At 65.5% G+C, this 23,697-nt stretch carries 22 protein-coding genes; 8 read left to right on the top strand and 14 right to left on the bottom strand.

The features are described from left to right. Nucleotides 1–34: 34 nt before the first annotated feature. Together yjeH and OH686_RS17415 are read left to right on the top strand one after the other, a co-directional pair. Nucleotides 35–1,300 carry an L-methionine/branched-chain amino acid transporter gene (gene yjeH, locus OH686_RS17420; RefSeq protein WP_289534160.1) on the top strand — a complete coding sequence of 422 codons (1,266 nt, stop codon included), beginning with the start codon at nucleotides 35–37 and terminating at the stop codon, nucleotides 1,298–1,300. Between the two features lie 60 nt (nucleotides 1,301–1,360). Further along, the gene (locus tag OH686_RS17415; protein WP_289534159.1) at nucleotides 1,361–2,692 is read left to right on the top strand and encodes a TAXI family TRAP transporter solute-binding subunit; all 1,332 of its coding nucleotides are present in this window, start codon (nucleotides 1,361–1,363) and stop codon (nucleotides 2,690–2,692) included. A gap of 52 nt (nucleotides 2,693–2,744) precedes the next feature. Here OH686_RS17415 and OH686_RS17410 read toward each other — a convergent pair whose 3' ends face one another. After that, on the bottom strand, nucleotides 2,745–4,349 hold the full coding sequence (locus OH686_RS17410; RefSeq protein WP_289534158.1) for a M28 family metallopeptidase: 1,605 nt from the start codon (nucleotides 4,347–4,349) through the stop codon (nucleotides 2,745–2,747). A 271-nt stretch (nucleotides 4,350–4,620) separates the two neighbouring features. Here OH686_RS17410 and yejK point away from each other — a divergent pair, with 271 nt between their 5' ends. After that, the gene (gene yejK, locus OH686_RS17405) at nucleotides 4,621–5,628 is read left to right on the top strand and encodes a nucleoid-associated protein YejK (RefSeq protein ID WP_289534157.1); all 1,008 of its coding nucleotides are present in this window, start codon (nucleotides 4,621–4,623) and stop codon (nucleotides 5,626–5,628) included. 139 nt (nucleotides 5,629–5,767) lie between these two features. Here the strand turns inward: yejK and OH686_RS17400 are convergent, their stop codons facing one another. The 3 genes from OH686_RS17400 to OH686_RS17390 all read right to left on the bottom strand — a co-directional run bounded on the left by OH686_RS17400 (nucleotide 5,768) and on the right by OH686_RS17390 (nucleotide 7,576). Continuing rightward, nucleotides 5,768–6,703 (bottom strand): glutathione S-transferase family protein, encoded by a 936-nt coding sequence (locus OH686_RS17400; protein ID WP_289534156.1) that lies wholly within the window; start codon nucleotides 6,701–6,703, stop codon nucleotides 5,768–5,770. A 62-nt stretch (nucleotides 6,704–6,765) separates the two neighbouring features. Then, a complete protein-coding gene (locus tag OH686_RS17395; RefSeq protein WP_289534155.1) occupies nucleotides 6,766–7,065 on the bottom strand; it encodes a GIY-YIG nuclease family protein in 300 nt (99 codons plus the stop codon). 40 nt (nucleotides 7,066–7,105) lie between these two features. Next, entirely contained in the window at nucleotides 7,106–7,576 is a 471-nt protein-coding gene (locus OH686_RS17390; protein WP_289534154.1) for a nuclear transport factor 2 family protein, read from the bottom strand. A gap of 96 nt (nucleotides 7,577–7,672) precedes the next feature. Here OH686_RS17390 and OH686_RS17385 point away from each other — a divergent pair, with 96 nt between their 5' ends. Further along, entirely contained in the window at nucleotides 7,673–8,632 is a 960-nt protein-coding gene (locus OH686_RS17385; RefSeq protein ID WP_289534153.1) for a GlxA family transcriptional regulator, read from the top strand. A 52-nt stretch (nucleotides 8,633–8,684) separates the two neighbouring features. Here the strand turns inward: OH686_RS17385 and OH686_RS17380 are convergent, their stop codons facing one another. From OH686_RS17380 to OH686_RS17365, 4 genes are all read right to left on the bottom strand, one after another. Further along, nucleotides 8,685–9,446 (bottom strand): amino acid ABC transporter ATP-binding protein, encoded by a 762-nt coding sequence (locus OH686_RS17380; RefSeq protein WP_137971161.1) that lies wholly within the window; start codon nucleotides 9,444–9,446, stop codon nucleotides 8,685–8,687. 12 nt (nucleotides 9,447–9,458) lie between these two features. Beyond that, on the bottom strand, nucleotides 9,459–10,556 hold the full coding sequence (locus OH686_RS17375) for an amino acid ABC transporter permease (protein WP_289534152.1): 1,098 nt from the start codon (nucleotides 10,554–10,556) through the stop codon (nucleotides 9,459–9,461). A gap of 10 nt (nucleotides 10,557–10,566) precedes the next feature. Beyond that, a complete protein-coding gene (locus OH686_RS17370) occupies nucleotides 10,567–11,751 on the bottom strand; it encodes an amino acid ABC transporter permease (protein ID WP_289534151.1) in 1,185 nt (394 codons plus the stop codon). A gap of 97 nt (nucleotides 11,752–11,848) precedes the next feature. Further along, a complete protein-coding gene (locus tag OH686_RS17365; RefSeq protein ID WP_137971158.1) occupies nucleotides 11,849–12,877 on the bottom strand; it encodes an amino acid ABC transporter substrate-binding protein in 1,029 nt (342 codons plus the stop codon). Nucleotides 12,878–13,268: 391 nt separating this feature from the next. On the opposite strand from OH686_RS17365, the gene OH686_RS17360 reads away from it, so the two are divergent. The 4 genes from OH686_RS17360 (at nucleotide 13,269) to rhlB (ending at nucleotide 17,884) form a co-directional block, all read left to right on the top strand. After that, the gene (locus OH686_RS17360; protein WP_289534150.1) at nucleotides 13,269–13,931 is read left to right on the top strand and encodes an alpha/beta hydrolase; all 663 of its coding nucleotides are present in this window, start codon (nucleotides 13,269–13,271) and stop codon (nucleotides 13,929–13,931) included. Nucleotides 13,932–14,170: 239 nt separating this feature from the next. Continuing rightward, nucleotides 14,171–15,109 carry a GGDEF domain-containing protein gene (locus OH686_RS17355; protein ID WP_137971156.1) on the top strand — a complete coding sequence of 313 codons (939 nt, stop codon included), beginning with the start codon at nucleotides 14,171–14,173 and terminating at the stop codon, nucleotides 15,107–15,109. 102 nt (nucleotides 15,110–15,211) lie between these two features. Beyond that, complete coding sequence (locus tag OH686_RS17350; RefSeq protein WP_289534149.1) at nucleotides 15,212–16,372, top strand: dipeptidase; 1,161 nt, start codon at nucleotides 15,212–15,214, stop codon at nucleotides 16,370–16,372. Between the two features lie 87 nt (nucleotides 16,373–16,459). Then, nucleotides 16,460–17,884, top strand: coding sequence for an ATP-dependent RNA helicase RhlB (gene rhlB / locus OH686_RS17345; protein ID WP_289534148.1), 1,425 nt, complete (start codon nucleotides 16,460–16,462; stop codon nucleotides 17,882–17,884). A gap of 54 nt (nucleotides 17,885–17,938) precedes the next feature. Here rhlB and OH686_RS17340 read toward each other — a convergent pair whose 3' ends face one another. The 6 genes from OH686_RS17340 to xerD form a co-directional block, all read right to left on the bottom strand. Next, a complete protein-coding gene (locus OH686_RS17340; RefSeq protein WP_289534147.1) occupies nucleotides 17,939–18,241 on the bottom strand; it encodes a ribbon-helix-helix domain-containing protein in 303 nt (100 codons plus the stop codon). 16 nt (nucleotides 18,242–18,257) lie between these two features. Next, nucleotides 18,258–18,824: a DJ-1/PfpI family protein gene (locus tag OH686_RS17335; protein ID WP_289534146.1), complete on the bottom strand. Its 567-nt coding sequence runs from the start codon at nucleotides 18,822–18,824 to the stop codon at nucleotides 18,258–18,260. 141 nt (nucleotides 18,825–18,965) lie between these two features. Beyond that, complete coding sequence (thrC, locus tag OH686_RS17330) at nucleotides 18,966–20,375, bottom strand: threonine synthase (protein ID WP_289534145.1); 1,410 nt, start codon at nucleotides 20,373–20,375, stop codon at nucleotides 18,966–18,968. Between the two features lie 11 nt (nucleotides 20,376–20,386). Beyond that, nucleotides 20,387–21,691 (bottom strand): homoserine dehydrogenase, encoded by a 1,305-nt coding sequence (locus tag OH686_RS17325; RefSeq protein ID WP_289534144.1) that lies wholly within the window; start codon nucleotides 21,689–21,691, stop codon nucleotides 20,387–20,389. A 110-nt stretch (nucleotides 21,692–21,801) separates the two neighbouring features. Further along, a complete protein-coding gene (locus tag OH686_RS17320; RefSeq protein ID WP_289534143.1) occupies nucleotides 21,802–22,530 on the bottom strand; it encodes a thioredoxin fold domain-containing protein in 729 nt (242 codons plus the stop codon). 190 nt (nucleotides 22,531–22,720) lie between these two features. After that, nucleotides 22,721–23,617 carry a site-specific tyrosine recombinase XerD gene (gene xerD, locus OH686_RS17315; protein ID WP_289534142.1) on the bottom strand — a complete coding sequence of 299 codons (897 nt, stop codon included), beginning with the start codon at nucleotides 23,615–23,617 and terminating at the stop codon, nucleotides 22,721–22,723. Nucleotides 23,618–23,697 lie beyond the last annotated feature (80 nt).

Below are 23,697 nucleotides of genomic sequence, written 5' to 3'. Positions count from 1 at the left end.
TGGCGGGATCGAAAGGAAGGAGCGAGCATACATCATGAGCCGGCTGAACAAGGAACTGGGCCTGCTGCAGGGCATCGCGCTGCTCAGTACCTCGCTGCTGGGCACCGGCATCTTCGTGGTGCCGGCACTGGCCGCCACCGCCGCCGGCAGCGCCTCGCTCTGGGCCTGGCTGATCCTGATCGCCCTGGTGCTGCCGGTGGCCTTCACCTTCGCCCAGCTGGGCAAGCGCTTCCCCCACGCCGGCGGCGCGCCGCACCTGATCGGCCGCGCCTTCGGCCCGCGCATGGAAAGGCTGATCGCCTTCCTGTTCCTCGCCGTGCTGCCGGTCGGCCTGCCCGCCGCGCTGAACATCGCCACCGGTTTCTGGCAGGCGGTGCTGCCGATCGGCAGAGGCGAGGCGCTGTTGATCCAGTTCGTCACTCTCGGCGCCATGCTCCTGCTCGGCCAGCGCCCGGCCCGGGCCAGCGGCGTTGTACAGGGGCTGATCGCCCTGGCGATTCTCGGCACGGTCGGCCTGGTCTGGTGGGTCGGCGATTTGCCGCTGGCCAGCCAGCCGCTGCTGCCGGAGATCGGCGACTCCTGGCAGCTGATTCCCACCGCCCTGGGCGTGATGTTCTGGTGCTTCGTCGGCATCGAGGCCTTCACCCATCTGGGCGAGGAGTTCAAGCATCCGCAGCGCGACTTCCCCCTGGCCCTGCTGCTCGGCGTGCTGCTGGCGGGTCTGGTGTACTGGGGCTTCTCAGTGGCGGTGCTGAGTTTCGGCGTGCACGGCGACGTGCACAGCGACGCCGCCTCGCTGCCGCGGCTGATGCACATGCTGCTCGGCGACGAGGCGCGCTGGCTGGTGGCGGCGGTGGGCTACCTGGCCTGCTTCGCCTCGATGAACGTCTATGTGCAGGGCTTCGCGCGGCTGATCTGGAGCCTGGCCGACGAAGGCAAGCTGCCCTCCTCGCTCGCTCCGCTCAACCGCCACGGCGTACCGGCCCGCGCCCTGCTGGTGGTGGTACTGATCTGCTGCCTGTGCGCCACCCTGGCCGCGGTGATGCAGCTGTCGGTGGACGACCTGATCCGCTACGCCAACGGCAACTTCATCGTCGTCTACCTGCTCAGCATGGCCGCCGGCTGGGTGCTGCTGCGCGGCCTCTGGCGCTGGATCGCAGGCTTCAGCACCCTGCTCTGCTGCCTGGTGCTGGTGGCCCTGGGCGTGGAGGCGCTGTATGCCCTCGGCTTGCTGGTGCTGCTGGCAGCGGTGGGTTACTGGCACGATCGACGCGGAGCGGTTCTCGCCTCGCGCGGCTGAACGGTGAGCGAGTGGCCCGGGCCGGCTATCCTCTGCCAGGGATAGCCACAAGGACCGACCATGCGCCGCATTCTCCGCGACCTGAAAATCCTCATCCTCGCCAACCTGTGGATAGTGCCGGTGCTGGCCGGCCTGGTGGGCGCGCTGTTCTACTTCGTCGCCCCGCCGCCGCCCATGCATGCACGCATGGCCACTGGCGCCGTGGGCGGCGGCTACCACGCCTTCGCCGAACGCCTGCGGGCCGAGCTGGAGCAGCAGGGCTTCGAGCTGGAGCTGGTACAGAGCCAGGGCTCGCGCGACAACCTGGCCAAGCTGGGTGACGGCTCCGTGGAGCTGGCCCTGATCCAGAGCGGCCAGGAGCTGACCCTGGACGACGAGGCGCGCGGCAAGCTGGCCGGCCTCGGCGTGATGTACCGCGAACCGCTGTGGCTGTTCACCACACGCAAGGTGAAGTTCGAGCGCCTGGCCGACCTGATGAAGCTGCGCCTGGCCATCGGCTCGGAAGACAGTGGCACCCAGGCGGTGACCGCCGCCCTGTTCGCCGCCAACCGTATCGAGCCGGGCGCCTATCCCAAACAGTGGCAGCCATTGGGCGGCAGTCGCGCCGCCGATGCGCTGGTGAAGGGCGAGCTGGACGCCGCCTTCTTCGTCGGCCCGGCGGAGAACCCGCTGATCCAGCGCCTGGCCGCCGAGCCCAAGCTGCGCCTGGTCAGCCTGCGCCGCACCGAGGCCTACCTGGCGCGTCTGCCCTACCTGAGTCGTCTGGAAGTGGGCGAAGGCATGCTGGACATGGCGCGCAACACCCCCGAGCGCGACATCGTCACCCTCGGTCCGGTGGCCACCCTGGTAGCCGGCGAGAGCTTCCATCCGTCGCTGACCCCGCTGATCCTGGAGGCGGCCAAGACCGTGCTGAAGAACGGCAGCCTGCTCGACCCCGCCGGCAGCTATCCGACGCGTCCGCCGCTGTCGCTGCAGACCCTGAGCGAGGCCGACTATTACTACGACAAGGGCCTGCCGATCCTGCAGCGCTACCTGCCGTTCCGCATCGCCTCGCTGGCCGACCGCTACATCATCCTGGCCATCCCGCTGCTGGTGCTGCTGTTCCCGCTGTTCAAGGCCATCGGGCCGATCTACCAGTGGCGCATCCGCGCGCGCATCTACCGCTGGTACAAGCACCTGCGCGAGATCGACCAGCAGCTGTACAAGGGCAAGCTCAATGGCGATATCGGCGCCGAGATCGAGCGCCTGGAGAAGCTGGAGGATGAGCTGGCACGGGTCGAGGTGCCGCTGTCCTACTCCAGCGAGCTGTACGAGCTGCACATGCACCTGCGCTACATGATCGAGCGCCTGCACGCGGTGCAGCGGCGCCAGGCGTCTGTGCCGGCGCCATGAAAAAGCCCCGCCACGGCGAACCGTGGCGGGGCTTTTTGTCAGCAGGCGCGGATCACTTGATCCAGTGCTTGCCCCAGTGCGTGATGTCATAGGCCTGGGCGGCGCGCTTCAGGCTCGGGCCCGCTGCCTTGCCGGCCTCGATCTCGTCATCGATCGCCTTTGTGGAATGCGACAGCCAGCTGGTGACGAACGCCATGGCGTCGCCGTTGATCTCCAGCGCACGCATGTCGATGTTGCCCAGGTTGTCGCAAGCCGCGTGGTAGCACGGATCGAGGGCGACGCCGGCAGTGCCGCCATAACGCGCGGCCTGCTCCTCGGTCTTCAGCTCCTCGGCGCCGGTGAACAGGCCGCCGAAGGCGATGCCGTCGGTGAAGAACTGCGCGTAGTCGGAGCGGAAGGTGATCTCGTCACCCTCGAACGGCAGGCCGCGCAGCTTGTAGTACTCCTCGAACAGCTTCTCGATGGCCGCGGAACCGGGTGGGCCTTCCAGGCCGAAGGCGGAACCGTCGCCGTCATAGATGAAGTAGCCGAAGTTCGGCGAAGCGATCATGTCGAAGTTCAGGTAGGCCTTGATCTTCGCCTTCTCCTCCGGCGGCAGCTGGGTCACGTAGTAGGTCGAACCCACCAGCCCCGACTCCTCGGCGCCCCACCAGGCGAAGCGCAGCTTGTTGGTCGGCCGCACCTTGCGCAGCTGCACGGCCAGCTCCAGCAGCGCGGCGCTGCCCGAACCGTTGTCGTTGATGCCCGCGCCCTCGAATACCGAGTCCAGGTGCGCACCGGCCATCACCACGTTGTTCGGGTTGCCATGCTTGGATTCGGCCACCAGGTTCTGGGTCTGGGTGCGTTCGCGCACCACGTCGGTGACCATGCGTACCTGCAGGTCGGCCGTCTGTGCCAGGCCCACACCCACGTCGTAGGTGGTGAACAGCACCGGAATGCCACCGGCATAGGCGTCGCCCAGGGTGGCGTTGATCAGGCCCTTGCGGTCCTCGGTGTCGCCCTGGTTGAACACCACCACGCCGACCGCGCCGGCATTGGCGGCGTTCTCGGCCTTGATCTGGAAGTTGCAGCTGCCGCGTTGCAGCAGGGCGATGGAGCCGGCCGGGAAGCCGGTGAAATCGGCTTCCTCGCAGCCGCTGCTGGAGGTGTTGCCGGCGCCGAGGGCGATATCCACCGGCACCACGCTGCTGGTGATGTCACCGGCATCGGTCTGCGACAGGTAGGTGAAGTCCACCTCCCACTCGAAGGTCTCCGGGCTCGGCGCCAGGGCCTGCAGCGTGCCCGGGCCTTGCGGGTAGAAGGCGCTGAACGGGAAGGACTGCAGCGTGACCCGGTAACCGGCGCGCTCCAGGGTTTCCTTCACGTAGTTCAGCGAGCCGTCGTAACCCGGCAGACCGGCGGCACGGTTGCCACCGTTGGCCTGGGCCACGTCGTACAGCATCTGCAGATGCTGGTTGGTGTTCTCCGCCTGCATGCAGCGCGGCAACAACAGCGGCGAGCTATTGAGCAGGCCGCTGCGGCACTCCAGCGGGCCGAGGCGAGTCGGGCTCCAGAGTTTTTCGAAGACTTGCGAGAGGTCCTGAGGTCCGGCGGCGAGCGCCGGGGCGGCCGCGGAGGCCAGAAGAGAAGCAAACAGCAGCTTTTTTTTGTAATGCATGGGTCTTTCTCCAATCCGTGTTTGGAGCAAATGGATGCGGCGGCGCTTGTGGCGCCGCCGCGGGCCGTCCCTTTACTGCGTCGTGTGGACGAAAAAACAGTAGACGCACATTTCCCGGGAAGCGAAGCGGGTAGCGACTTTTATCCGAAATATTGCGGTGGATCACCGAAGATAGCGGCACTAAGCCATCACCCGACCGGGCAGAGACCCGCCACGGGCCGTTGTCGGGTAGACTCCTCGCCCTGTTCCGAACCACCGAAGACCGATACCCATGCCGATCCGCCACTGCATCGTCCACCTGATCGACAAGAAGCCCGACGGCTCGCCGGCCGTGCTGCACGCACGCGACTCCGAGCTCGCCGCGTCGCAGGCCATGGAGAATCTGCTGGCCGATCTCAACGAGAGCTACAACGCCAAGCAGGGCAAGGCCTGGGGCCTGTTCCACGAGGAATCCGGCGCCTACCCGTTCAGCGGCTGGCTGAAGGCCTACCTGGATGGCGAGCAGGACTTCACCGCCTTCAGCCGCCAGGCCGTGGAGCAGCTGCAGAAGCTGATGGAGGAATCCAACCTGTCCACCGGCGGCCACGTACTGCTGGCCCACTACCAGCAGGGCATGACCGACTACCTGGCCATCGCCCTGCTGCATCACAGCGAAGGCGTGACAGTGACCGAGGCGCTGGACGTGGCGCCGGCCAAGCATCTGGACCTCAGCCAGCTGCACCTGGCGGCGCGCATCAACATCTCCGAGTGGCGCAACAACGCCAACTCCAAGCAGTACATCTCGTTCATCAAGGGCAAGAACGGCAAGAAGGTCTCGGACTACTTCCGCGACTTCATCGGCTGCCAGGAAGGCGTGGATGCGCCGAGCGAGACCCGCACCCTGCTCAAGGCCTTCAGCGACTTCGTCGAGAGCGAGGACATGGCCGAGGAGCAGGCCCGCGCCAAGACCGAGGCACTGGTCGACTACGCCACCAGTCAGGCCAAGATCGGCGAGCCGATCACCCTCGACGAGCTCTCCGGCCTCATCGACGAGGACCGCCCGCGCGCCTTCTTCGAACACATCCGCAACAAGGATTACGGCATGGCCCCGGAATTCCCGGCGGACAAGCGCACCCTCAACCAGTTCCGCCGCTTCACCGGCCGCGCCGAGGGCCTGTCGATCAGCTTCGAGGCTCATCTGCTGGGCTCAAAGATCGAGTACGACGAGGCGCGCGACATGCTGATCATTCGCCAGGTGCCGACGCAGCTGAAGGATCAACTGAAGCGCCGCAAGGACTGATCGGGGCCCATAAAAAAAGCCCGGCCAATGCCGGGCGCATTCTCCCCTCTCCTCCCGGGAGAGGGGCCGGGGGGTGAGGGCCCAACTGGCAACTCAGCCCCTCACCCCAACCCTCTCCCACAGGGAGAGGGGGCAACAGCTACAACGCTTCGATCCGGAAGCCCAGGCGCGGGAAGTGCACATGCACGACGCCCGCGCGCTCGTCCTCGCGGCGCAGGATCAGTTCCTCGGCACCAGCGAACACAAGCTCACCCTCCACCGGATCGACGCCATAGTCGGTCGCGGCGATCTTCACCCGTTGGCCGGCCTGGAAGCCGTTGGGCTCGGCGAATTGTTCATCCGGCAAGGCAGCCGGGGTCGCCGCGCGAGCGATCTCGATGGCTTCGGCGGAACTCAGCTCGCTGGCCGCGCCATGGCCGAAGCCCAGAACGCGGCCGAGCCAGGCGCTGACATTGGGGTAGGCGTCGACCAGCGGCGCGGTGACCGGGGTGCCCTTGAGGAACCATAGGCAGTGAGCCAGGGAGAAGTCGGCCACCGATGGCTCGCCGAACAGGAAGTCGCCCTGCTCACGCGCCAGCTGCTGCTCGACGCGGGCCATGATGCTTGGCCAGTTGTGCTTGGCCACGTCGGCCGGAATGCGCGTCGCAGTGCCGCCACTGAACAGTCCAGCGCGGTCGGCGATAAAGGCCTTGACCGCCTCCGGCGGCAGCTTAGCGAAGCGCAGTGCCACCGATTCCGGCTGGAACACCAGGCTCACCGCGTGCTGGAACACTACCGAGTCGACCCACTGGGCAAAGCTGGCGACGACGAACTCCTGGCCTTCCGGGTACAGCGCCGGAACACTCTTCTCGGCCTCCAGGCGGCGCGCGATCAGCGCGGTGTCGCAATAGATGTCGGCACCGATCTGCAGCACCGGGGTCTTGCGGTAGCCGCCGGTCAGCGCGGTCAGATCGGGCTTGGGCATCACCGGCGGGATCATCACCGAGCGCCAGGACAACTGCTTGAAGCCCAGCAGCAGGCGCGCCTTCTCGGCGAACGGCGAGGTCGGGTAGTGGTGCAGGATCAACTCGTGCATGACGGGCTCCGTGTCAGTGTGATGGGCCAGCTTAACTCCGCGGCAGGCAGCGGCCTACCCACTCAGACTGATAGGGCGCTATCAGCTTCTTCCATGATGAAGCTGGCGACCAGGCGCTCCTTGGCGGCCTTGGCCAGCGCCTTGATCGCCCGCTCGCGGCGCAGCGCGGCGCTCTTGTCCGTGCAGCTCTCGATATACACCAGCGCCTGCGCCGGGCTGGAGTGGAAGAAGCGTGCGCCCTTGCCGCTGCGATGCTGCGCGAAGCGCCGCTGCGGATCGTCGCTGATGCCGCAGTACAGCGCGCCGTTCTCGGCACGCACCAGGTAGACGAACCAGGGCTTGGCAGGAGGTGTATCGGTCATGGCTCGGCAGCGTGATGCGGGGCCGCCGAGCTTACGCCAGTCAGCGCCCGGCCTGCCAGGCGCGCAGCCCGCCCATGGCCTGCTTGCGGATGGCGTTTTGCACCGGCGCCAGCCAGCCGAGCAGCAAGCCCTTGGCGCCCAGGGCCTGGCGGGACCAGCGCCACAGGTCGAAGCGGTCGCGGTGCTCAACTATCTTGCCGTCCTCGAAGCGGAAGCTGGCCTCGATATGGTTCTCCACCATGCGCCCGGTCTGGCTGAACAGGTAGGTCGCCACCCAGCGGGCGCGGCCCTGCAGGTCATCCGCCTCCAGCACTTCGTAGGTCAGGGAGAACCGCTTGGCGCGGGCGCAGAGCATGCGCCACATGTCACCGGCGTCCGTGCCCTCGAGGTCGCGGAATACCGGATCGGAGAACTCCACGTTGTCGGCGTAGCAGGCGGCCATGGTCTCGGCATCCTGGCGCTGGAAGGCCTGGTAGAAACGGTCGATCAGTTCGGCATTGGGGTGAGCCATGGCAACGCTGCTCCGGGTTGTGATGGGCAGAGTATGGTCGTGCAGGTGACGGTCGGCGATTGGCGATAAAGACAACTTTGTGTCAATAATCGCCACATGATCCGTATCGCCCTCTACACCTGCCCACAAACCGTGCTCTCCAGCCTAAGCATGGCCGATGACGCCTTCCGCCTGGCCAACCAGCTGGCCGGCGAGCCACTGTTCGGGCTGCAACGGGTCAGCGCCGACGGCCAGCCGGTGCAGCTGGGCTATGCGCAGCTGCGGGTGGATGGCGACCTGAGCCTGGCCGATCAGGCCGACCTGCTGCTGATCCCCGCCACCGGCAGCGCCTTGGAGCGCACCCTGGAGCACAACACCGCCCTGCTTGCCTGGCTGGCCACGCGACCACAGCACCAGCAACTCGCCAGCCTGTGCAGCAGCGCCTGCCTGCTGGCCGCCGCAGGCCAGCTGGACGGTCGCCGTGCCACCACCCACTGGGCCCTGGCGGACAACTTCAGCCAGCGCTTCCCGAAAGTACGCCTGCAGATCGACCAGCTGTTCACCGAGGACGACAACCGCTTCTGCTCCGGCGGCGCCCAGGCCGGCCTCGACCTGTGCCTGCACCTGATCGCCGTGCATGGTGGCGACTGGCTGGCCCAGCGCGTGGCCGGCGCCCTGGTGGTGGAGCGTGAGCGCGGCGGCCAGAGCCGCTTCGCCCCGCTGCTGCCGATGGCCGGGCAGGACGACCCGCTGATCGCCCCACTACTGCGCTGGCTGCAGCAGCACCACGCCCAGGCCATCGACCTGCCGCTGCTGGCCGAGCGCGCCAACTGCTCCACCCGCACCCTGCTGCGCCGCTTCAAGGCGGCCACCGGCCTGACGCCCAACGACTACCTGCAGCGCCTGCGCATCAGCGCCGCACAGAGCGCCCTGCGCAACCCGGCACGCTCGCTGGAACAGGTCGCCGCACAAGTGGGCTACGCCGACCGCGCCACCTTCGCCAAGCTGTTCAAGCAGCTATGTGGCGAGACTCCGGGGGCCTTCCGCAAGCGCCTGCGCCAGCCGCTCGCCGAATAGCGGGCAAAGAAAAAAGGAGCCCGAGGGCTCCTTCTTTTTGCCGCAGTGCAGATCAATGGAGGATCTGGCCGAGGAACAATTTGGTCCGCTCGTTCTGCGGGTTGTCGAAGAACGCATTGGGTTCGTTCTGTTCGACGATCTCGCCGCGGTCCATGAAGATCACCCGATCAGCCACGGTGCGGGCGAAGCCCATCTCGTGGGTCACGCAGAGCATGGTCATGCCGTCCTGGGCCAGGCCAACCATGGTATCCAGCACCTCCTTGACCATTTCCGGGTCGAGGGCCGAGGTCGGCTCGTCGAACAGCATGATCTTCGGCTTCATGCACAGGGCACGGGCGATGGCCACGCGCTGCTGCTGGCCGCCGGAGAGCTGGCCCGGGTACTTGTGCGCCTGCTCGGGGATGCGCACGCGCTCGAGGAAGTGCATGGCGATCTCTTCGGCCTTGCGCTTGGGCATCTTGCGTACCCACATCGGCGCCAGGGTGCAGTTCTGCAGCACGGTCAGGTGCGGGAACAGGTTGAAGTGCTGGAACACCATGCCCACTTCGCTGCGGATCGCCTCGATGTGCTTGAGGTCGCTGGTCAGCTCGGTGCCATCGACGACGATGCGGCCCTGCTGGTGCTCCTCCAGGCGATTGATGCAGCGGATGGTGGTGGACTTGCCGGAACCCGACGGGCCGCAGAGCACGATGCGCTCGCCCTGCTGCACGTTGAGGTTGATGTCCTTGAGCACGTGGAACTGGCCGTACCACTTGTTCACGCCCTGCAGCTGAATGATCGGCTCGGCAGCGGCTTCTTTCTTAACTTCGGTCATGGTCTATGACTCCTAACGCTTATGGCCGGTGTCCAGCTTGCGCTCCAGGCGCATGGAATAGCGGGACATGCCGAAACAGAAAATCCAGAACACCAGGGCAGCGAACACGTAGCCCTCGGTAGCCATGCCCAGCCAGGCCGGATCGGTGGTCGCCTGCTTGATGCTGTTGAGCAGGTCGAACAGGCCGATGATGATCACCAGGCTGGTGTCCTTGAACAGGGCGATGAAGGTGTTGACGATGCCCGGGATCACCAGCTTGAGCGCCTGCGGCAGGATCACCAAACCCATCATCCGCCAGTAGCCCAGGCCCATGGCCGCGGCCGCCTCGTACTGGCCCTTGGGAATGGCCTGCAGACCGCCCCGCACCACTTCGGCGATGTAGGCGGACTGGAACAGGATCACCCCGATCAGGGCTCGCAGCAGCTTGTCGAAGGACAGGCCCTCCGGCAGGAACAGCGGCAGCATCACCGAGGACATGAACAGCACGGTGATCAGCGGCACGCCGCGCCAGAACTCGATGAAGGTCACGCAGATCACGCGGATCGCCGGCATCTTCGAGCGCCGGCCAAGGGCCAGCAGGATGCCCAGCGGCAGCGCGCCGGCGATGCCGACGGCGGCGATCACCAGTGTCAGCATCAGGCCGCCCCACTGGCTGGTTTCCACCTCGGTCAGACCGAGGAAGCCACCGTGCAGCAGCCAGAAGGCCAGCAGCGGATACACGATCAGGAACAGCAGCCCGTAGCTGGCCTTGCGTGGCATCGCCGGGATGAACAACGGCGCCGCGCCGATCACCGCCAGCCACACGGTCAGGTCGACGCGCCAGCGCAACTCTTCCGGGTAGAAGCCGTACATGAACTGGCTGAAGCGCTCCTTGATGAACACCCAGCAGGCACCCTCGCTGGTGCAGTCGGCGCGGGTGGTACCGGTCCAGTCGGCCTGCAGCACCGCCCACTTCAGCAGCGGCGGCACGATCAGCCAGACCAGGTAGATGGCCAGCAGGGTCAACAGGGTGTTGAACCAGCTGGAGAACAGGTTGGACCGCAGCCAGCCGACCACACCCACGCTCATGCGGGGCGGCGGCAGACTCGGACGGAATTGATGGACTTCCATGCGCTTCTCCTTACCGCTCGATCAGCGCGATGCGCTTGTTGTACCAGTTCATCAGGATCGAGATGCTGATGCTGATGGCCAGGTACACGCTCATGGTGATGGCGATGACCTCGATGGCCTGCCCGGTTTGGTTCAGGGTGGTACCGGCGAACAGCGAGACCATGTCCGGATAGCCGATACCGGCCGCCAGCGACGAGTTCTTCACGATGTTCAAGTACTGGCTGGTCAGCGGCGGAATGATCACCCGCAGGGCCTGGGGAATGATCACCAGACGCAGGGTCTTGCCGGCCGGCAGGCCGAGGGAGCGGGCCGCCTCGGTCTGACCATGGCTCACTGCCTTGATCCCGGAGCGCACGATCTCGGCGATGAAGGCCGCGGTGTACACGGTCAGCGCCAGGGTCAGGGCCATCAGCTCGGGGATCAGCACCCAGCCACCACGGAAGTTGAAGCCCTTGAGCTCCGGCACTGTCCAGTGGAAGGGATCGCCGAACACCAGCGCGGCCAGACTCGGCAGCCCCACTATCAGCACCAGGCTGGTGATCAGGGTCGGGAAGCCCTGGCCGGTGGCCTCGAAGCGCTGGCGCGCCCAGCGGGCCAGGAACCAGATCGCGACGAGCGCCAGTACTACGGCGATAAGGAACGGCCAGAAGCCCTCGGCCATCGCGGGCGACGGCATGTTCAGACCGCGGTTGCTGAGGAAGAACGTATCGCCGAGGCTGACGCTCTGCCGCGGGCCGGGCAACGGCAGGAACACGGCGAAGTACCAGAAGAAGATCTGCAGCAGCGGCGGGATGTTACGGAAGGTCTCGATATAGATGGTGGCCAGCTTGCTGATCATCCAGTTGGGCGACAGTCGCGCCACGCCGAGGATGAAGCCGAGGATGGTGGCGAACACGATGCCGATGCCCGCCACCAGCAGGGTGTTGAGCAGGCCGATGACGAACACCCGCCCGTAGCTGTCGCTCTCCTGATAGTCGATCAGGTGCTGGGAGATGCCGAAGCCGGCGCTCTGCTCCAGGAAGCCGAAGCCCGAGATGATCCCGCGCTGGGCGAGGTTGTGCTGGGTGTTGTGGAACAGGTACCAGCCGATCGCCACGACGGCGATGACTGCGATGATCTGGAATAGCCAGCCGCGCACCTGCGGGTCGGTCCAGACCGAACCGCGCGGACGCGAAATATTGGCAGGATTTGGCATAACGGCCCTCATAGAAACTCCGCGCCCGTGGATTGCGGCGCGGAGTTCACGAAATCAGGAACACCATCGCCCCACGAAGGGGCGATGGCAAAGGGGATCAGCGCACCGGCGGTGCGTACTGCATGCCACCCTTGTTCCACAGGGCATTGAGACCACGCTCGATCTTCAGCTCGCTGCCGGCACCGACGTTGCGATCGAAGATTTCGGCGTAGTTACCGACTTGCTTGACGATCTGCACGGCCCAGTCCTTCGGCAGTTTCAGATCCTTGCCGAAATCACCCTCTGCACCCAGCAGGCGAGCGATGTCCGGGTTCTTGGTGGACTTGGCCATTTCTTCCACGTTGGCGGAAGTCACGCCCAGTTCCTCGGCGTTGAGCTGTGCGTACAGGCTCCAGCGCACGATGTCGAACCACTCCTCGTCACCCTGGCGTACGGACGGGCCGAGCGGCTCCTTGGAGATCACTTCCGGCAGTACGACATAGTCGTCCGGCGCGGCCAGCTTGATGCGCTGGGCGTACAGCTGCGACTGGTCGGAGGTCAGCACGTCGCAACGACCGGATTCCAGCGACTTGGCGCTCTCGTCGGAGGTGTCATAGGTGATGGGGGTGTACTTCAGGCCGTTGGCGCGGAAGTAGTCGGCCAGGTTCAGCTCGGTGGTGGTACCGGCCTGGATGCACACGGTGGCGCCGTCCAGTTCCTTGGCGCTGGAAACGCCGAGCTTCTTGTTCACCAGGAAGCCTTGACCGTCGTAGTAGGTCACGCCGGTGAAGTTCAGGCCCATGGCCGCATCACGCGAGCTGGTCCAGGTGGTGTTGCGCGACAGCACGTCGACTTCGCCGGATTGCAGCGCGGTGAAGCGCTCCTTGGCGGTCAGCGGGCTGAATTTCACTTTGGAGGCGTCACCGAATACGGCGGCAGCCACGGCACGGCAGATGTCCACGTCGATACCCAGGTAGTTACCCTTGGCGTCGGCGTAGGAGAAACCGGGCAAACCATCGCTGATACCGCACTGCACGTAGCCTTTCTTCTTCACCGCATCCAGGGTCGCACCTGCATGAGCGAAACCGCTCACACCGAGCACCGCAGCCGTGGTCAGTACTGCCAGGGTGGATTTCACCATCTTCATCAAAACCTCCAAGTGTTCTTGTTTGGTCGAGTCTCGGTCCTGCCGCCGTACCCTTGTGAGGCACGTTCGATCCCGCCACCATGGCAGGATCAACCGGGGTGCGAACCTGAAGGGAGTCTAGATGCCGATCCGCAGACCGGCGAATGACCCTTTCATCTCCGTAGGTCTTACGGGAAAGAGACGCAGCAGATTTGTCCGGCTTCCCGCTCTAGGGCGGCCCCCGCCGGACCCGCTTCTTACAGCAAGGTGCGTACCAATTTCGTGACCGGACGGTATTGATCGCAGGTCAAGAGGCAAACTTTTGCCGTTGCGACATCTTATTAAGTGATTCAACGAACCGAAAAAAGCATGACGCACTAAAAATGCTCATGCGCACCATAATGGAGCAACCATGCAAGAAGCCCTGCTACTCGAGCCCGCCAGCCCGGCCGACTCCTGCGTCATCTGGTTACACGGCCTGGGCGCCGACCGTTACGACTTCGAGCCGGTGGCCAAGATGCTGCAGCAGCATCTGCCCGCCACGCGCTTCGTGCTGCCACAGGCGCCGACGCGGCCGGTGACCATCAACGGCGGCTGGTCCATGCCCAGCTGGTACGACATCCTGGCCATGAGCCCGGCGCGGGCGATCGACAAGGCGCAGATGGAGACCTCGGCGCAGACGGTGATCGCGCTGATCGAAGCCCAGCGCGACAGCGGCATCGACCCGGCGCGTATCGTCCTGGCCGGCTTCTCCCAGGGCGGCGCGGTGGTCTATCACACCGCCTTCCTGCGCTGGCAGGGCCCGCTGGGCGGGTTGCTGGCTTTGTCCACCTATGCCCCGACCTTCCCCGAGGAGCTGCAGGTAGACGCTTCGCGCCGCCAGTTGCCGGTACTGTGCCTGCACGGTAGTCAGGACGACGTGGTGCCCTCGTTCATGGGCCGCGCCGCCCACGACGCACTGGCCGCCCAGGGCGTGCCGGTTGCCTGGCGGGAATATCCGATGGGGCACGAGGTGATGGCGGAGGAAATCCAGGACATCGGCACCTGGCTGAAACAGGTGCTGAAAGTGGGATAAGCGCGTCAAGGCTCCGTCGAGATGCTCCAGCAACTCGCTAAGTACGCGTCGAAAGGTCAAGCAGCCGGCGGGCGGGTAACCCCCGTCCTTCGCTTGCGACCGCTGGTCGGACCGCTCTAGTCCGAGCATTGCGCAGGTAATATTGCGGAGCATAAGGTCACTGCTAGGTGTTCGCCCTACGACAGGGAGTGTTTAGCGATGCCCACCCGCAGCAGCCAGACAGGTTATTCATTCTTGCGATGAAAAACGCCAACTGGCAGCAGGATCTCCAGCAGATCAGCCAATTACGACTGTTCCAGAACGTCGCCGCCAGCAGCCTGCAACAGCTGCTACAGGAATTTCGCGCCTGCGAGTTGGAGGCCAGCGAGATCCTGCTGTCGCCCTTCAACCGCAACCAGCACCTCTATCTGCTGCTCGAGGGCGAGCTGAAGGTCTATCTCGGCTCCCTCGACAACCAGCCCGTCAGTACCCTGACCCCGGGCGATTGCGCCGGCGAAATCAGCTTCATCGACAACGACCGCCCTTCCGCCTATGTGGTGGCCACCCAGCCCTCGCTGGTCCTGCGCCTGCACCGCGAGTCGCTGATCAAACTGTTCGACCAGTCGCCGGAACTGATGCAGAACCTGCTGGAACTGCTCTGCGACCGGGTGCGCAAGGGCAACCGAATCATTCTCGACAGCGAGCAGAACGCCAATGTCGACATCCTCACCGGCTGTTTCAACCGCCGCTGGCTGGAGCACGTGTTCGAACGCGAAAGCACCCGCTGCGCCTTCAGCCACCAGCCGATGAGCATGCTCATGCTGGATGTCGACCACTTCAAGGCCTACAACGACCAGCATGGCCACCTGGCCGGCGACTACGCCCTGTGTCTGGTGGCGCATACCCTGCGTAATCAGCTGCGACCGAAGGACAGCATGGTGCGTTATGGCGGCGAGGAGTTCGTCATCCTCCTGCCGGAGCTGGATGCCGACGAATCGCGCACCATCGGCGAGCGCCTGCGCCAGAGCCTGGAGCAGATCAGCTCGTTCTACTCGCCGGTAGGCATATTGCCGGGCGTCACCGTCTCCATCGGCATGGCCCAGATGCAGGACAAGGACGGCCTGGAAAGCCTGATCGCGCGGGCCGACGCGGCCCTATACAAGGCCAAGCAGCAAGGCCGCAATCGCCTGTTCGGCTGAGCAGGCTCCCGCCAGATCGCCCGGCGAAAACGCAAGCCCATCGCCAGCTGCCGGCGCGCCTTGTTAGAGTCCGGCGCATAACAACAATGCTCGGATGCCCCCATGCGCAAGCTACTGCTCACCCTGCTGATCCTCGTGCCGGTTGGCGCGGGAATCTTCTTCACCATCCCCACCCTGCTCGACCGCCAGGCGAACAGCGTGGCCACGCCCGCGCCCTACCCCGCCAGCGACTCCGCTGAAAAGCTGCACCAGACCCTGTTCGTCGCCGACCTGCACGACGACGCCCTACTCTGGCAGCGCGACCTGCTGGAGCGCCACGACTACGGTCACTCGGATCTGCCGCGCCTGCTCGAAGGCCGCGTCGGCCTGCAGGTGTTCTCCACCGTCACCAAGACCCCGCGTGGCATCAACTACGAGAGCAATGGCGCCGACAGCGACAACATCACCCTGCTGGCCATGGCCCAGCGCTGGCCGCGGGAAACCTGGAGCAGCCTGCTGGCCCGTGCCCTTTACCAGGCCGACAAACTGAAACAGGCAGCAGCCGCCAGCGAGGGCAGGATGGTACTGATCCGCAGCCGCAGCGAGCTGGCCGCCTACCTGCTGGCCTGGCAACGCGACCCGCAGCGCCTGGCCACGGTGCTGGCCACCGAGGGCCTGCAGCCCATCGAGGGCAAGCTGGAAAACGTCGACCGCCTGTACGACGCCGGTTTCCGCATCGCCGGCCTGACCCATTTCTTCGACAACGAGGTGGGCGGCTCGGCCCACGGCCTGGAAAAGGGCGGCCTGACCCCGCTGGGCCGCCAGGTGATCGCCCGCCTGGAGGAGAAGCGCATGCTGGTCGACCTGGCCCACGCCTCCAAATCGCTGATCGATGACGTGCTGGCCATCGCCAAGCGCCCCGTGCTGGTCTCCCACACGGGCGTCGCCGGCACCTGCCCCGGCCCGCGCAACCTCACCGATGACCACCTGCAACGCATCGCCGCCAACGGTGGGGTGATCGGCATCGGCTACTGGGACGCCGCCGTCTGCGAGACCTCGGTCGGCGCCATCGTCCGCGCCATCCGCTACACCGCAGACAAGGTCGGCGTCGCCCACGTGGCCCTGGGTTCGGACTTCAACGGCACGGTGCATGCGCCCTTCGACAGCACCGGCCTGGCACAGATCACCGAGGGCCTGCAGCGCGCCGGCTTCAGTGACGCCGATATCGCCGCGATCATGGGCGGCAACGTGCGCGACCTGCTGCTGGCCAACCTGCCCGATTGACCGGCCGCAGCCCGCGCAGCATTTCGCCGCGCGGGCTTCTTGCTTTACACTGGCGACCGTTCATTCCTTGACCAATACGAGACGGCCGTGCTCAAAGCACTCAAGAAAATTTTCAGCAAGGGCGAAGCCGAACAGCCCGCCAGCGTCACTCCCGCCAGCACTCCCAGCGCCCCCACCAAACCGAGCGCCCCGCGCCACCCGCAAGCAAAGGCGGATGCCGAAGCCAAAGCGCCGCGTGACGCCAAGAAGCCGCGCGCCGACAAGCCGCGCCGCGAGCGCCCGGCCAAGCCGGTGGACACCTGGAAACTGGAAGACTTCGTGGTCGAACCGCAGGAAGGCAAGACCCGCTTCCACGATTTCCGCCTGGCGCCGGAGCTGATGCACGCCATCCACGACCTCGGCTTCCCCTACTGCACACCGATCCAGGCCCAGGTCCTCGGCCACACCCTCAAGGGCAAGGACGCCATAGGCCGCGCCCAGACCGGCACCGGCAAGACCGCCGCCTTCCTCATTTCCACCATTACCCAGCTGCTGCAGACCCAGGTGCCGAAAGAGCGCTACATGGGCGAGCCGCGCGCGCTGATCATCGCGCCGACCCGCGAGCTGGTGGTGCAGATCGCCAAGGACGCCGAGGCCCTGACCAAGTACACCGGCCTCAACGTCATGCAATTCGTCGGCGGCATGGACTTCGACAAGCAGCTCAAGCAGCTCGAGTCGCGCTACTGCGACATCCTGGTCGCCACCCCGGGCCGCCTGCTGGACTTCAACCAGCGCGGCGAGGTGCACCTGGACATGGTCGAGGTGATGGTGTTGGACGAAGCCGACCGCATGCTCGACATGGGCTTCATCCCGCAAGTCCGTCAGATCATCCGCCAGACCCCGATGAAGGGCGACCGCCAGACCCTGCTGTTCTCCGCGACCTTCACCGAGGACGTGATGAACCTGGCACGCCAGTGGACGGTAAACCCGGCCATCGTCGAGATCGAGCCGGAAAACGTCGCCAGCGACACCGTCGAGCAGCACGTCTATGCCGTGTCCAGCAAGGACAAGTACAAGCTGCTGTACAACCTGGTGACGCAGAACGACTGGCAGCGGGTGATGGTGTTCGCCAACCGCCGCGACGAGGTGCGCCGCATCGAGGAGAAGCTGATCCGCGACGGCGTCAGCGCTGCGCAGATGTCCGGCGACGTGCCGCAGCACAAGCGGATCAAGACCCTGGAAGGCTTCCGCGAAGGCAAGATCCGCGTGATGGTCGCCACCGACGTGGCCGGCCGTGGCATCCACGTGGACGGCATCAGCCACGTGATCAACTTCACCCTGCCGGAAGTGCCGGACGATTACGTGCACCGCATCGGCCGCACCGGCCGCGCCGGCGCCAGCGGCACCTCGATCAGCTTCGCCGGCGAGGACGACGCCTTCGCCCTGCCGCCGATCGAAGAGCTGCTCGGGCGCAAGATCAATTGCGAGATGCCGCCGGAAGAACTGCTCAAGCCGGTGCCGCGCAAGCACTGATCGGCAACCCATAAAAAAAGCCCGCATGACGCGGGCTTTTTTGTGCGCGCTCGCCTAACGCGACTGCACCAGACTGAGCACCTCGGCACTCTGCTGCGGGCGCTGCGCCAGGAAGCGGGTGCAGCTGACGCGCAGGAAGGAGGCGAAGTTGACCACCTCGCCACGGTAGTCCATGACCTCCTCGTACAGCTTGGTGATCAACTGGTTGGTGGTCATGCCGTCGACCTCGGCGATCTCGCGCAGGATGTCCCAGAACTGGTTTTCCAGGCGCAGGGTGGTGACCACCCCGTGGATGCGCAGGGAGCGCGAGCGCGACTCGTAGAGGATCGGATCGGCCTTTACATACAGCTCGCACATGCCCTGCTCTCCTCTCTCAGCCCAGCACTTTCAGAAACGCCGCCAGCCAGGCCGGATGCGCCGGCCAGGCCGGGGCAGTGACCAGGTTGCCGTCGACGTGCACGCCATCCATCGGCACCTCCACGTACTCGCCACCGGCCAGGCGCACTTCCGGCGCGCAGGCCGGGTAGGCGCTGCAGCCGCGGCCCTTGAGCACGTCGGCGGCGGCCAGCAGCTGGGCGCCGTGGCACACGGCGGCGATCGGCTTGCCGGCCTTGGCGAAGGCCTGCACCAGGGCGATCACCTCGGCATTCAGGCGCAGGTATTCGGGGGCACGACCGCCGGGAATCAGCAGGCCGTCATAGGCGCTCTCGGAGGCCTTGGCGAAATCGAAGTTGAGGGCGAAGTTGTGCCCCGGCTTCTCGCTGTAGGTCTGGTCGCCCTCGAAGTCGTGGATCGCGGTGCGCACGGTCTGCCCGGCGCTCTTGCCGGGGCATACCGCATGCACGGTGTGACCGACCATCTGCAGGGCCTGGAACGGCACCATGGTCTCGTAGTCTTCGGCGTAGTCGCCGACCAGCATCAGGATCTTCTTCGCCGCCATGGTAGTTGCCTCCTCTGGGTGAATGTGGCGCCAGTCTGCGCCGCCTCGCCCACTTCAGGGTAACAGCTGGCTACTACAGAACCATGATTCCGCCCATGAAAAAGCCCCGCACTGGGCGGGGCTCTTCATTACAGCAGTGTCTTATAGCGGCTTGCCGCGATTACCGTGGACCGCGACAAACTGCTGTACGGTCTTCAGATCGTTGGCCAGCACTGTGCAGCGCTCGTCACGCTGGAACAGGTCGGCCAGGTGCGGCGGCAGTGCCGGGGCCTGGCCGATACCGGCCTTCTCCACCGCTTCCGGAAACTTGACCGGGTGCGCGGTACCCAAGACGACCATCGGGGTGGCCAGGCTGCGACGGCACTCGCGGGCGGCACGCACGCCGATGGCAGTGTGCGGGTCGAGCAGCTCGCCGCACTCCTTGTACACCTCGGCAATGGTCTCGCAGGTCTGCTCATCGCTGACGGCCAGGGAGTCGAACAGCTTGCGCGCCTCGGTCCAGCGGTCTTCCTCGACGCTGAAGCCGCCGCCCTGCTTGAAGGTGTCCATCAGGCCGGCGATGGCGGCGCCGTTGCGGCCGTGCAGGTCGAACAGCAGGCGCTCGAAGTTGGACGAGACCATGATGTCCATGGACGGCGACAGGGTCGGGTGCAGGTCGCCCTTGACGTACTGATTGCCGCTCATGAAGCGGTGCAGGATGTCGTTGCGGTTGGTCGCCACGATCAGTTGGCTGATCGGCAGGCCCATATTGCGCGCGAGATAGCCGGCGAAGATGTCGCCGAAGTTGCCGGTCGGCACCGAGAACGCGATGGAACGGGCCGGGCCGCCGAGCTGCAGGGCTGCGTGGAAGTAGTAGACAATCTGGGCCATGATCCGCGCCCAGTTGATCGAGTTGACCGCCACCAGACGGGTGCCCTTGAGGAAGCCCTGGTCGGCGAAGCTGGCCTTGACCATCTCCTGGCAGTCGTCGAAGTTGCCTTCGATGGCGATGTTGTGGATGTTCTCGCCGAGGATGGTGGTCATCTGCCGGCGCTGCACCTCGGACACGCGGTTATGCGGGTGCATGATGAAGATGTCGACGTGCTCGCAAGCCTTGCAGCCTTCGATGGCCGCCGAGCCGGTGTCACCGGAGGTGGCGCCCATGATCACCACGCGCTCGCCGCGCTTGCTCAGCACGTGATCGAGCAGGCGACCCAGCAGCTGCAGGGCGAAGTCCTTGAACGCCAAGGTCGGGCCGTGGAACAGCTCCAGCACCCACTCGTTGCCGTTGAGCTGGCGCAGCGGCGCCACGGCGTTGTGGGCGAACACACCGTAGGTTTCTTCGAGGATCTTCTTGAAGTCGGCATCGGCGATGGAGCCGGTGACGAACGGGCGCATCACGCGGAAGGCCAGCTCGTGGTATGGCAGGCCGGCCCAGGAGGCGATCTCTTCCTGGGTGAAGCGCGGCAGGTTTTCCGGCACGTAGAGGCCGCCGTCGCTGGCCAAACCGGCGAGCAGAACGTCTTCGAAATTGAGGGCCGGGGCCTGGCCGCGGGTGCTGATATAACGCATGACTTTCTACCTCAGACCAGTTGCTCGACGCGGATACGCACGACTTTGCCGACCACATCGGCCAACCCTTCGAGGGCGGCGATGGCGTCGTCGATGCGCGACTCGACGACCCGGTGGGTGACCAGGATCATCGGTACCAGACCGTCGTGCTCTTCGGCCTCTTTCTGCATGATCGATTCGATGTTGATGCCGCGCTCCGACAGGATGCTCGCCACCTGGGCCAGCACGCCCGGGTGGTCCTTGGCCTGGATGCGCAGGTAGTAGGCGCTCTCGCACTCGGCGATCGGCAGGATCGGGTGGTCGGACAGCGAGTCCGGCTGGAAGGCCAGGTGCGGCACGCGGTTGGTCGGGTCGCTGGTCATGGCGCGAACCACGTCCACCAGGTCGGCGACCACGGACGAGGCGGTCGGCTCCATGCCCGCACCGGCGCCGTAGAACAGGGTGCTGCCGGCGGCATCGCCATTGACCATCACCGCGTTCATCACGCCGTTGACGTTGGCGATCAGGCGATCGGCCGGGATCAGCGTCGGATGCACGCGCAGCTCGATGCCAGCCTCAGTGCGACGGGCCACCCCGAGGTGCTTGATGCGGTAGCCCAGGGCCTCGGCGTAATTCACGTCGGCGCTGGTCAGCTTGCTGATGCCCTCGGTGTAGGCCTTGTCGAACTGCAGCGGGATGCCGAAGGCGATGGACGCAAGGATGGTCAGCTTGTGGGCGGCGTCGATGCCTTCGACGTCGAAGGTCGGATCGGCCTCGGCGTAACCCAGGGCCTGGGCTTCCTTCAGCACATCGGCGAAGGCACGGCCTTTCTCGCGCATTTCGGTGAGGATGAAGTTGCCGGTGCCGTTGATGATGCCGGCCAGCCAGTTGATGCGGTTGGCGGCCAGGCCCTCGCGGATCGCCTTGATCACCGGGATGCCACCGGCCACGGCGGCCTCGAAGGCGACGATGACGCCCTTCTCGCGGGCCTTGGCGAAGATCTCGTTGCCGTGCACGGCGATCAGCGCCTTGTTGGCGGTGACCACGTGCTTGCCGTTCTCGATGGCCTTGAGCACCAGCTCGTGGGCCAGGGTGTAGCCACCGATCAGCTCGATGACCACGTCGATTTCCGGGTTGTTGGCCACGTCGAAGATGTCGGCGGTGATGGGGGTGGCACCGGTTTCACACTTCGGGTTGGGGCGACGAGCGGCAATCTGCGCGACTTCGATTCCACGCCCGGCACGGCGGGCAATCTCCTCGGCGTTGCGTTTGAGTACATTGAAGGTACCGCCACCGACGGTACCCAACCCACAGATGCCCACTTTCACCGGTTTCACGTTGTTTTCCCCATCTGCCTACACGAAACGGCCGGGGCGAGCCCCGGCCGCACAAAAGAGCCGCACTTTACGAAGCGCCAGACCCCAGGTCAATCGGGCCGAGGGCCAGATTACTTGGCCTCCAGGGCAGCTTTCGCCAGTTCTGGAGCCGGCTGGTAGCCCGGAATCAGCTCGCCGTTGCCCATGACGATGGCCGGAGTGCCATTGACGCCGATCATCTGACCCAGCTCGTACTGCTTGGCCACCGGGTTGTCACAGGTAGCCGCCGGCAGTTCCTGGCGGGACTTGGCCTGATTCATGGCCGACTGGCGGTCCTTGGCGCACCAGACACTGACCAGCGTGTTGTAGCCATGGCTGCCGAGACCCTGGCGCGGGAACGCCACGTAACGCACCTCGATGCCACGACGGTTGAGCTCCGGCACTTCGCTGTGCAGTTTCTGGCAGTAGCCGCAGTCGGTGTCGGTGAACACGGTGATATGCGCCTTGGCCGGCTCCTTGGGCGAGAACACCACCATCTCGCTGGTAGGAATGCCGTTGATTTCCTTGGCCACGCCCTTGCTCTCGGCCTGGCGGGTCAGGTTGACGGCATTGTCACCCTTGAACTGATAGAGGTTGCCCTGCATCAGGAACTGGCCGTCGGCACTGGCGTAGAGCAGGCGACCGCCTTTCAGATGCACCTGATACAGGCCGGTCATCGGGCTCTCGGCGATGGCCTCGATGGGCATATCGGGCTGCAGCTTGGTCAGAGTGGCGCGAATCGCCTGGTCGGGATCGGCGGCGAAAGCGATAGAAGCGGCGAGACCCAGAACGGCACCGCCCAGAACACGAATAACGGACATGGAACACTCCTATGACAGTGCTCCCAGCCTACCACAGCACACCCATGCAGCCGACCGCAGACGCCGGGCGGGCATGCACGATGGACGGACTGCGAAGTCGGTGCGACCTACAGCCGCCGCCCCTACCGGATAGAGGCGCTAACGCACCAGCCAGCGCACCCTCGGCTGGCCATTCGGCAGCCGTTCCAACTCACCCCCTGGGGTGATGCTGGGCATGCAGCTCCTGCAGGCGCGCACGAGCGATATGGGTGTAGATCTGCGTGGTCGACAGATCGCTATGCCCCAGCAGCATCTGCACCACCCGCAGATCGGCGCCGTGATTGAGCAGATGGGTGGCGAAGGCATGGCGCAGGGTGTGCGGCGACAACGGCTTGAGAATGCCGGCCACCTTGGCCTGGTGTTTGATGCGATACCAGAAGGTCTGACGGGTCATCTGCTCGCCACGCAGGCTGGGAAACAGCACGTCGCTGGGTCGGCCATCCAGCAGCAAAGGTCGCGCCTCACGCACATAGCGCTCGATCCAGACAATCGCCTCCTCGCCCAGCGGCACCAGGCGCTCCTTGCTGCCCTTGCCGAACACGCGCAGCACGCCCTGGCGCAGGTTGACCTGCTCCAGGGTCAACGACACCAGCTCGGTCACCCGCAAGCCACAGGCATACAGCACCTCGAGCATGGCGCGGTCGCGCAGCCCGATCGGGTCCTCCAGCTCCGGCGCCGCCAGCAACGCCTCCACATCGGCCTCGGACAGCGACTTGGGCAATGGCCGGCCGAGCTGAGGCAGATCCACCTGCAGAGTCGGGTCTTCGCCGATCAGCCCGTCGCGCAACAGGTAGCGATAGAAACCCCGCAGGCCGGAGAGCAGACGCGCAGTCGAGCGGGCCTTGTAACCCTGCTCCAGGCGCCAGGCCAGGTGATCGAGAATGACCTCCCGTGCGGCGCTTTCCAGCGCCAGCCCGCGCTCCTGCAGCCAGGCGTGGAAGTGACCTAGATCGCTGCGATAGGCGGAGCGGGTGTGCGGCGACAGGCCCTTCTCCAGCCACAGGGCGTCGAGGAAGCGGTCGATCAGGTGATGATCCAGAACGGGCATGGGACGGCAGAAAGTCTCGAAGACAGAACCAGGGCAGTCTTCCATATCCATCAACGCGGCGACCAGCCAGCCCGAAAAAG

The organism is Pseudomonas sp. SO81, from assembly GCF_030374125.1.
In the GTDB taxonomy this organism is placed as follows: domain Bacteria; phylum Pseudomonadota; class Gammaproteobacteria; order Pseudomonadales; family Pseudomonadaceae; genus Aquipseudomonas.
This window is presented reverse-complemented; position numbering and strand designations above follow the sequence as displayed.

Excerpts from the sequence above, each read along its gene's own strand:
- yjeH (WP_289534160.1), top strand. The coding sequence starts at position 35 with ATGAGCCGGCTGAACAAGGAACTGGGCCTGCTGCAGGGCATCGCGCTG.
- OH686_RS17415 (WP_289534159.1), top strand. The coding sequence starts at position 1,361 with ATGCGCCGCATTCTCCGCGACCTGAAAATCCTCATCCTCGCCAACCTG.
- OH686_RS17410 (WP_289534158.1), bottom strand. The coding sequence starts at position 4,349 with ATGCATTACAAAAAAAAGCTGCTGTTTGCTTCTCTTCTGGCCTCCGCG.
- yejK (WP_289534157.1), top strand. The coding sequence starts at position 4,621 with ATGCCGATCCGCCACTGCATCGTCCACCTGATCGACAAGAAGCCCGAC.
- OH686_RS17400 (WP_289534156.1), bottom strand. The coding sequence starts at position 6,703 with ATGCACGAGTTGATCCTGCACCACTACCCGACCTCGCCGTTCGCCGAG.
- OH686_RS17395 (WP_289534155.1), bottom strand. The coding sequence starts at position 7,065 with ATGACCGATACACCTCCTGCCAAGCCCTGGTTCGTCTACCTGGTGCGT.
- OH686_RS17390 (WP_289534154.1), bottom strand. The coding sequence starts at position 7,576 with ATGGCTCACCCCAATGCCGAACTGATCGACCGTTTCTACCAGGCCTTC.
- OH686_RS17385 (WP_289534153.1), top strand. The coding sequence starts at position 7,673 with ATGATCCGTATCGCCCTCTACACCTGCCCACAAACCGTGCTCTCCAGC.
- OH686_RS17380 (WP_137971161.1), bottom strand. The coding sequence starts at position 9,446 with ATGACCGAAGTTAAGAAAGAAGCCGCTGCCGAGCCGATCATTCAGCTG.
- OH686_RS17375 (WP_289534152.1), bottom strand. The coding sequence starts at position 10,556 with ATGGAAGTCCATCAATTCCGTCCGAGTCTGCCGCCGCCCCGCATGAGC.
- OH686_RS17370 (WP_289534151.1), bottom strand. The coding sequence starts at position 11,751 with ATGCCAAATCCTGCCAATATTTCGCGTCCGCGCGGTTCGGTCTGGACC.
- OH686_RS17365 (WP_137971158.1), bottom strand. The coding sequence starts at position 12,877 with ATGAAGATGGTGAAATCCACCCTGGCAGTACTGACCACGGCTGCGGTG.
- OH686_RS17360 (WP_289534150.1), top strand. The coding sequence starts at position 13,269 with ATGCAAGAAGCCCTGCTACTCGAGCCCGCCAGCCCGGCCGACTCCTGC.
- OH686_RS17355 (WP_137971156.1), top strand. The coding sequence starts at position 14,171 with ATGAAAAACGCCAACTGGCAGCAGGATCTCCAGCAGATCAGCCAATTA.
- OH686_RS17350 (WP_289534149.1), top strand. The coding sequence starts at position 15,212 with ATGCGCAAGCTACTGCTCACCCTGCTGATCCTCGTGCCGGTTGGCGCG.
- OH686_RS17340 (WP_289534147.1), bottom strand. The coding sequence starts at position 18,241 with ATGTGCGAGCTGTATGTAAAGGCCGATCCGATCCTCTACGAGTCGCGC.
- OH686_RS17335 (WP_289534146.1), bottom strand. The coding sequence starts at position 18,824 with ATGGCGGCGAAGAAGATCCTGATGCTGGTCGGCGACTACGCCGAAGAC.
- thrC (WP_289534145.1), bottom strand. The coding sequence starts at position 20,375 with ATGCGTTATATCAGCACCCGCGGCCAGGCCCCGGCCCTCAATTTCGAA.
- OH686_RS17320 (WP_289534143.1), bottom strand. The coding sequence starts at position 22,530 with ATGTCCGTTATTCGTGTTCTGGGCGGTGCCGTTCTGGGTCTCGCCGCT.
- xerD (WP_289534142.1), bottom strand. The coding sequence starts at position 23,617 with ATGCCCGTTCTGGATCATCACCTGATCGACCGCTTCCTCGACGCCCTG.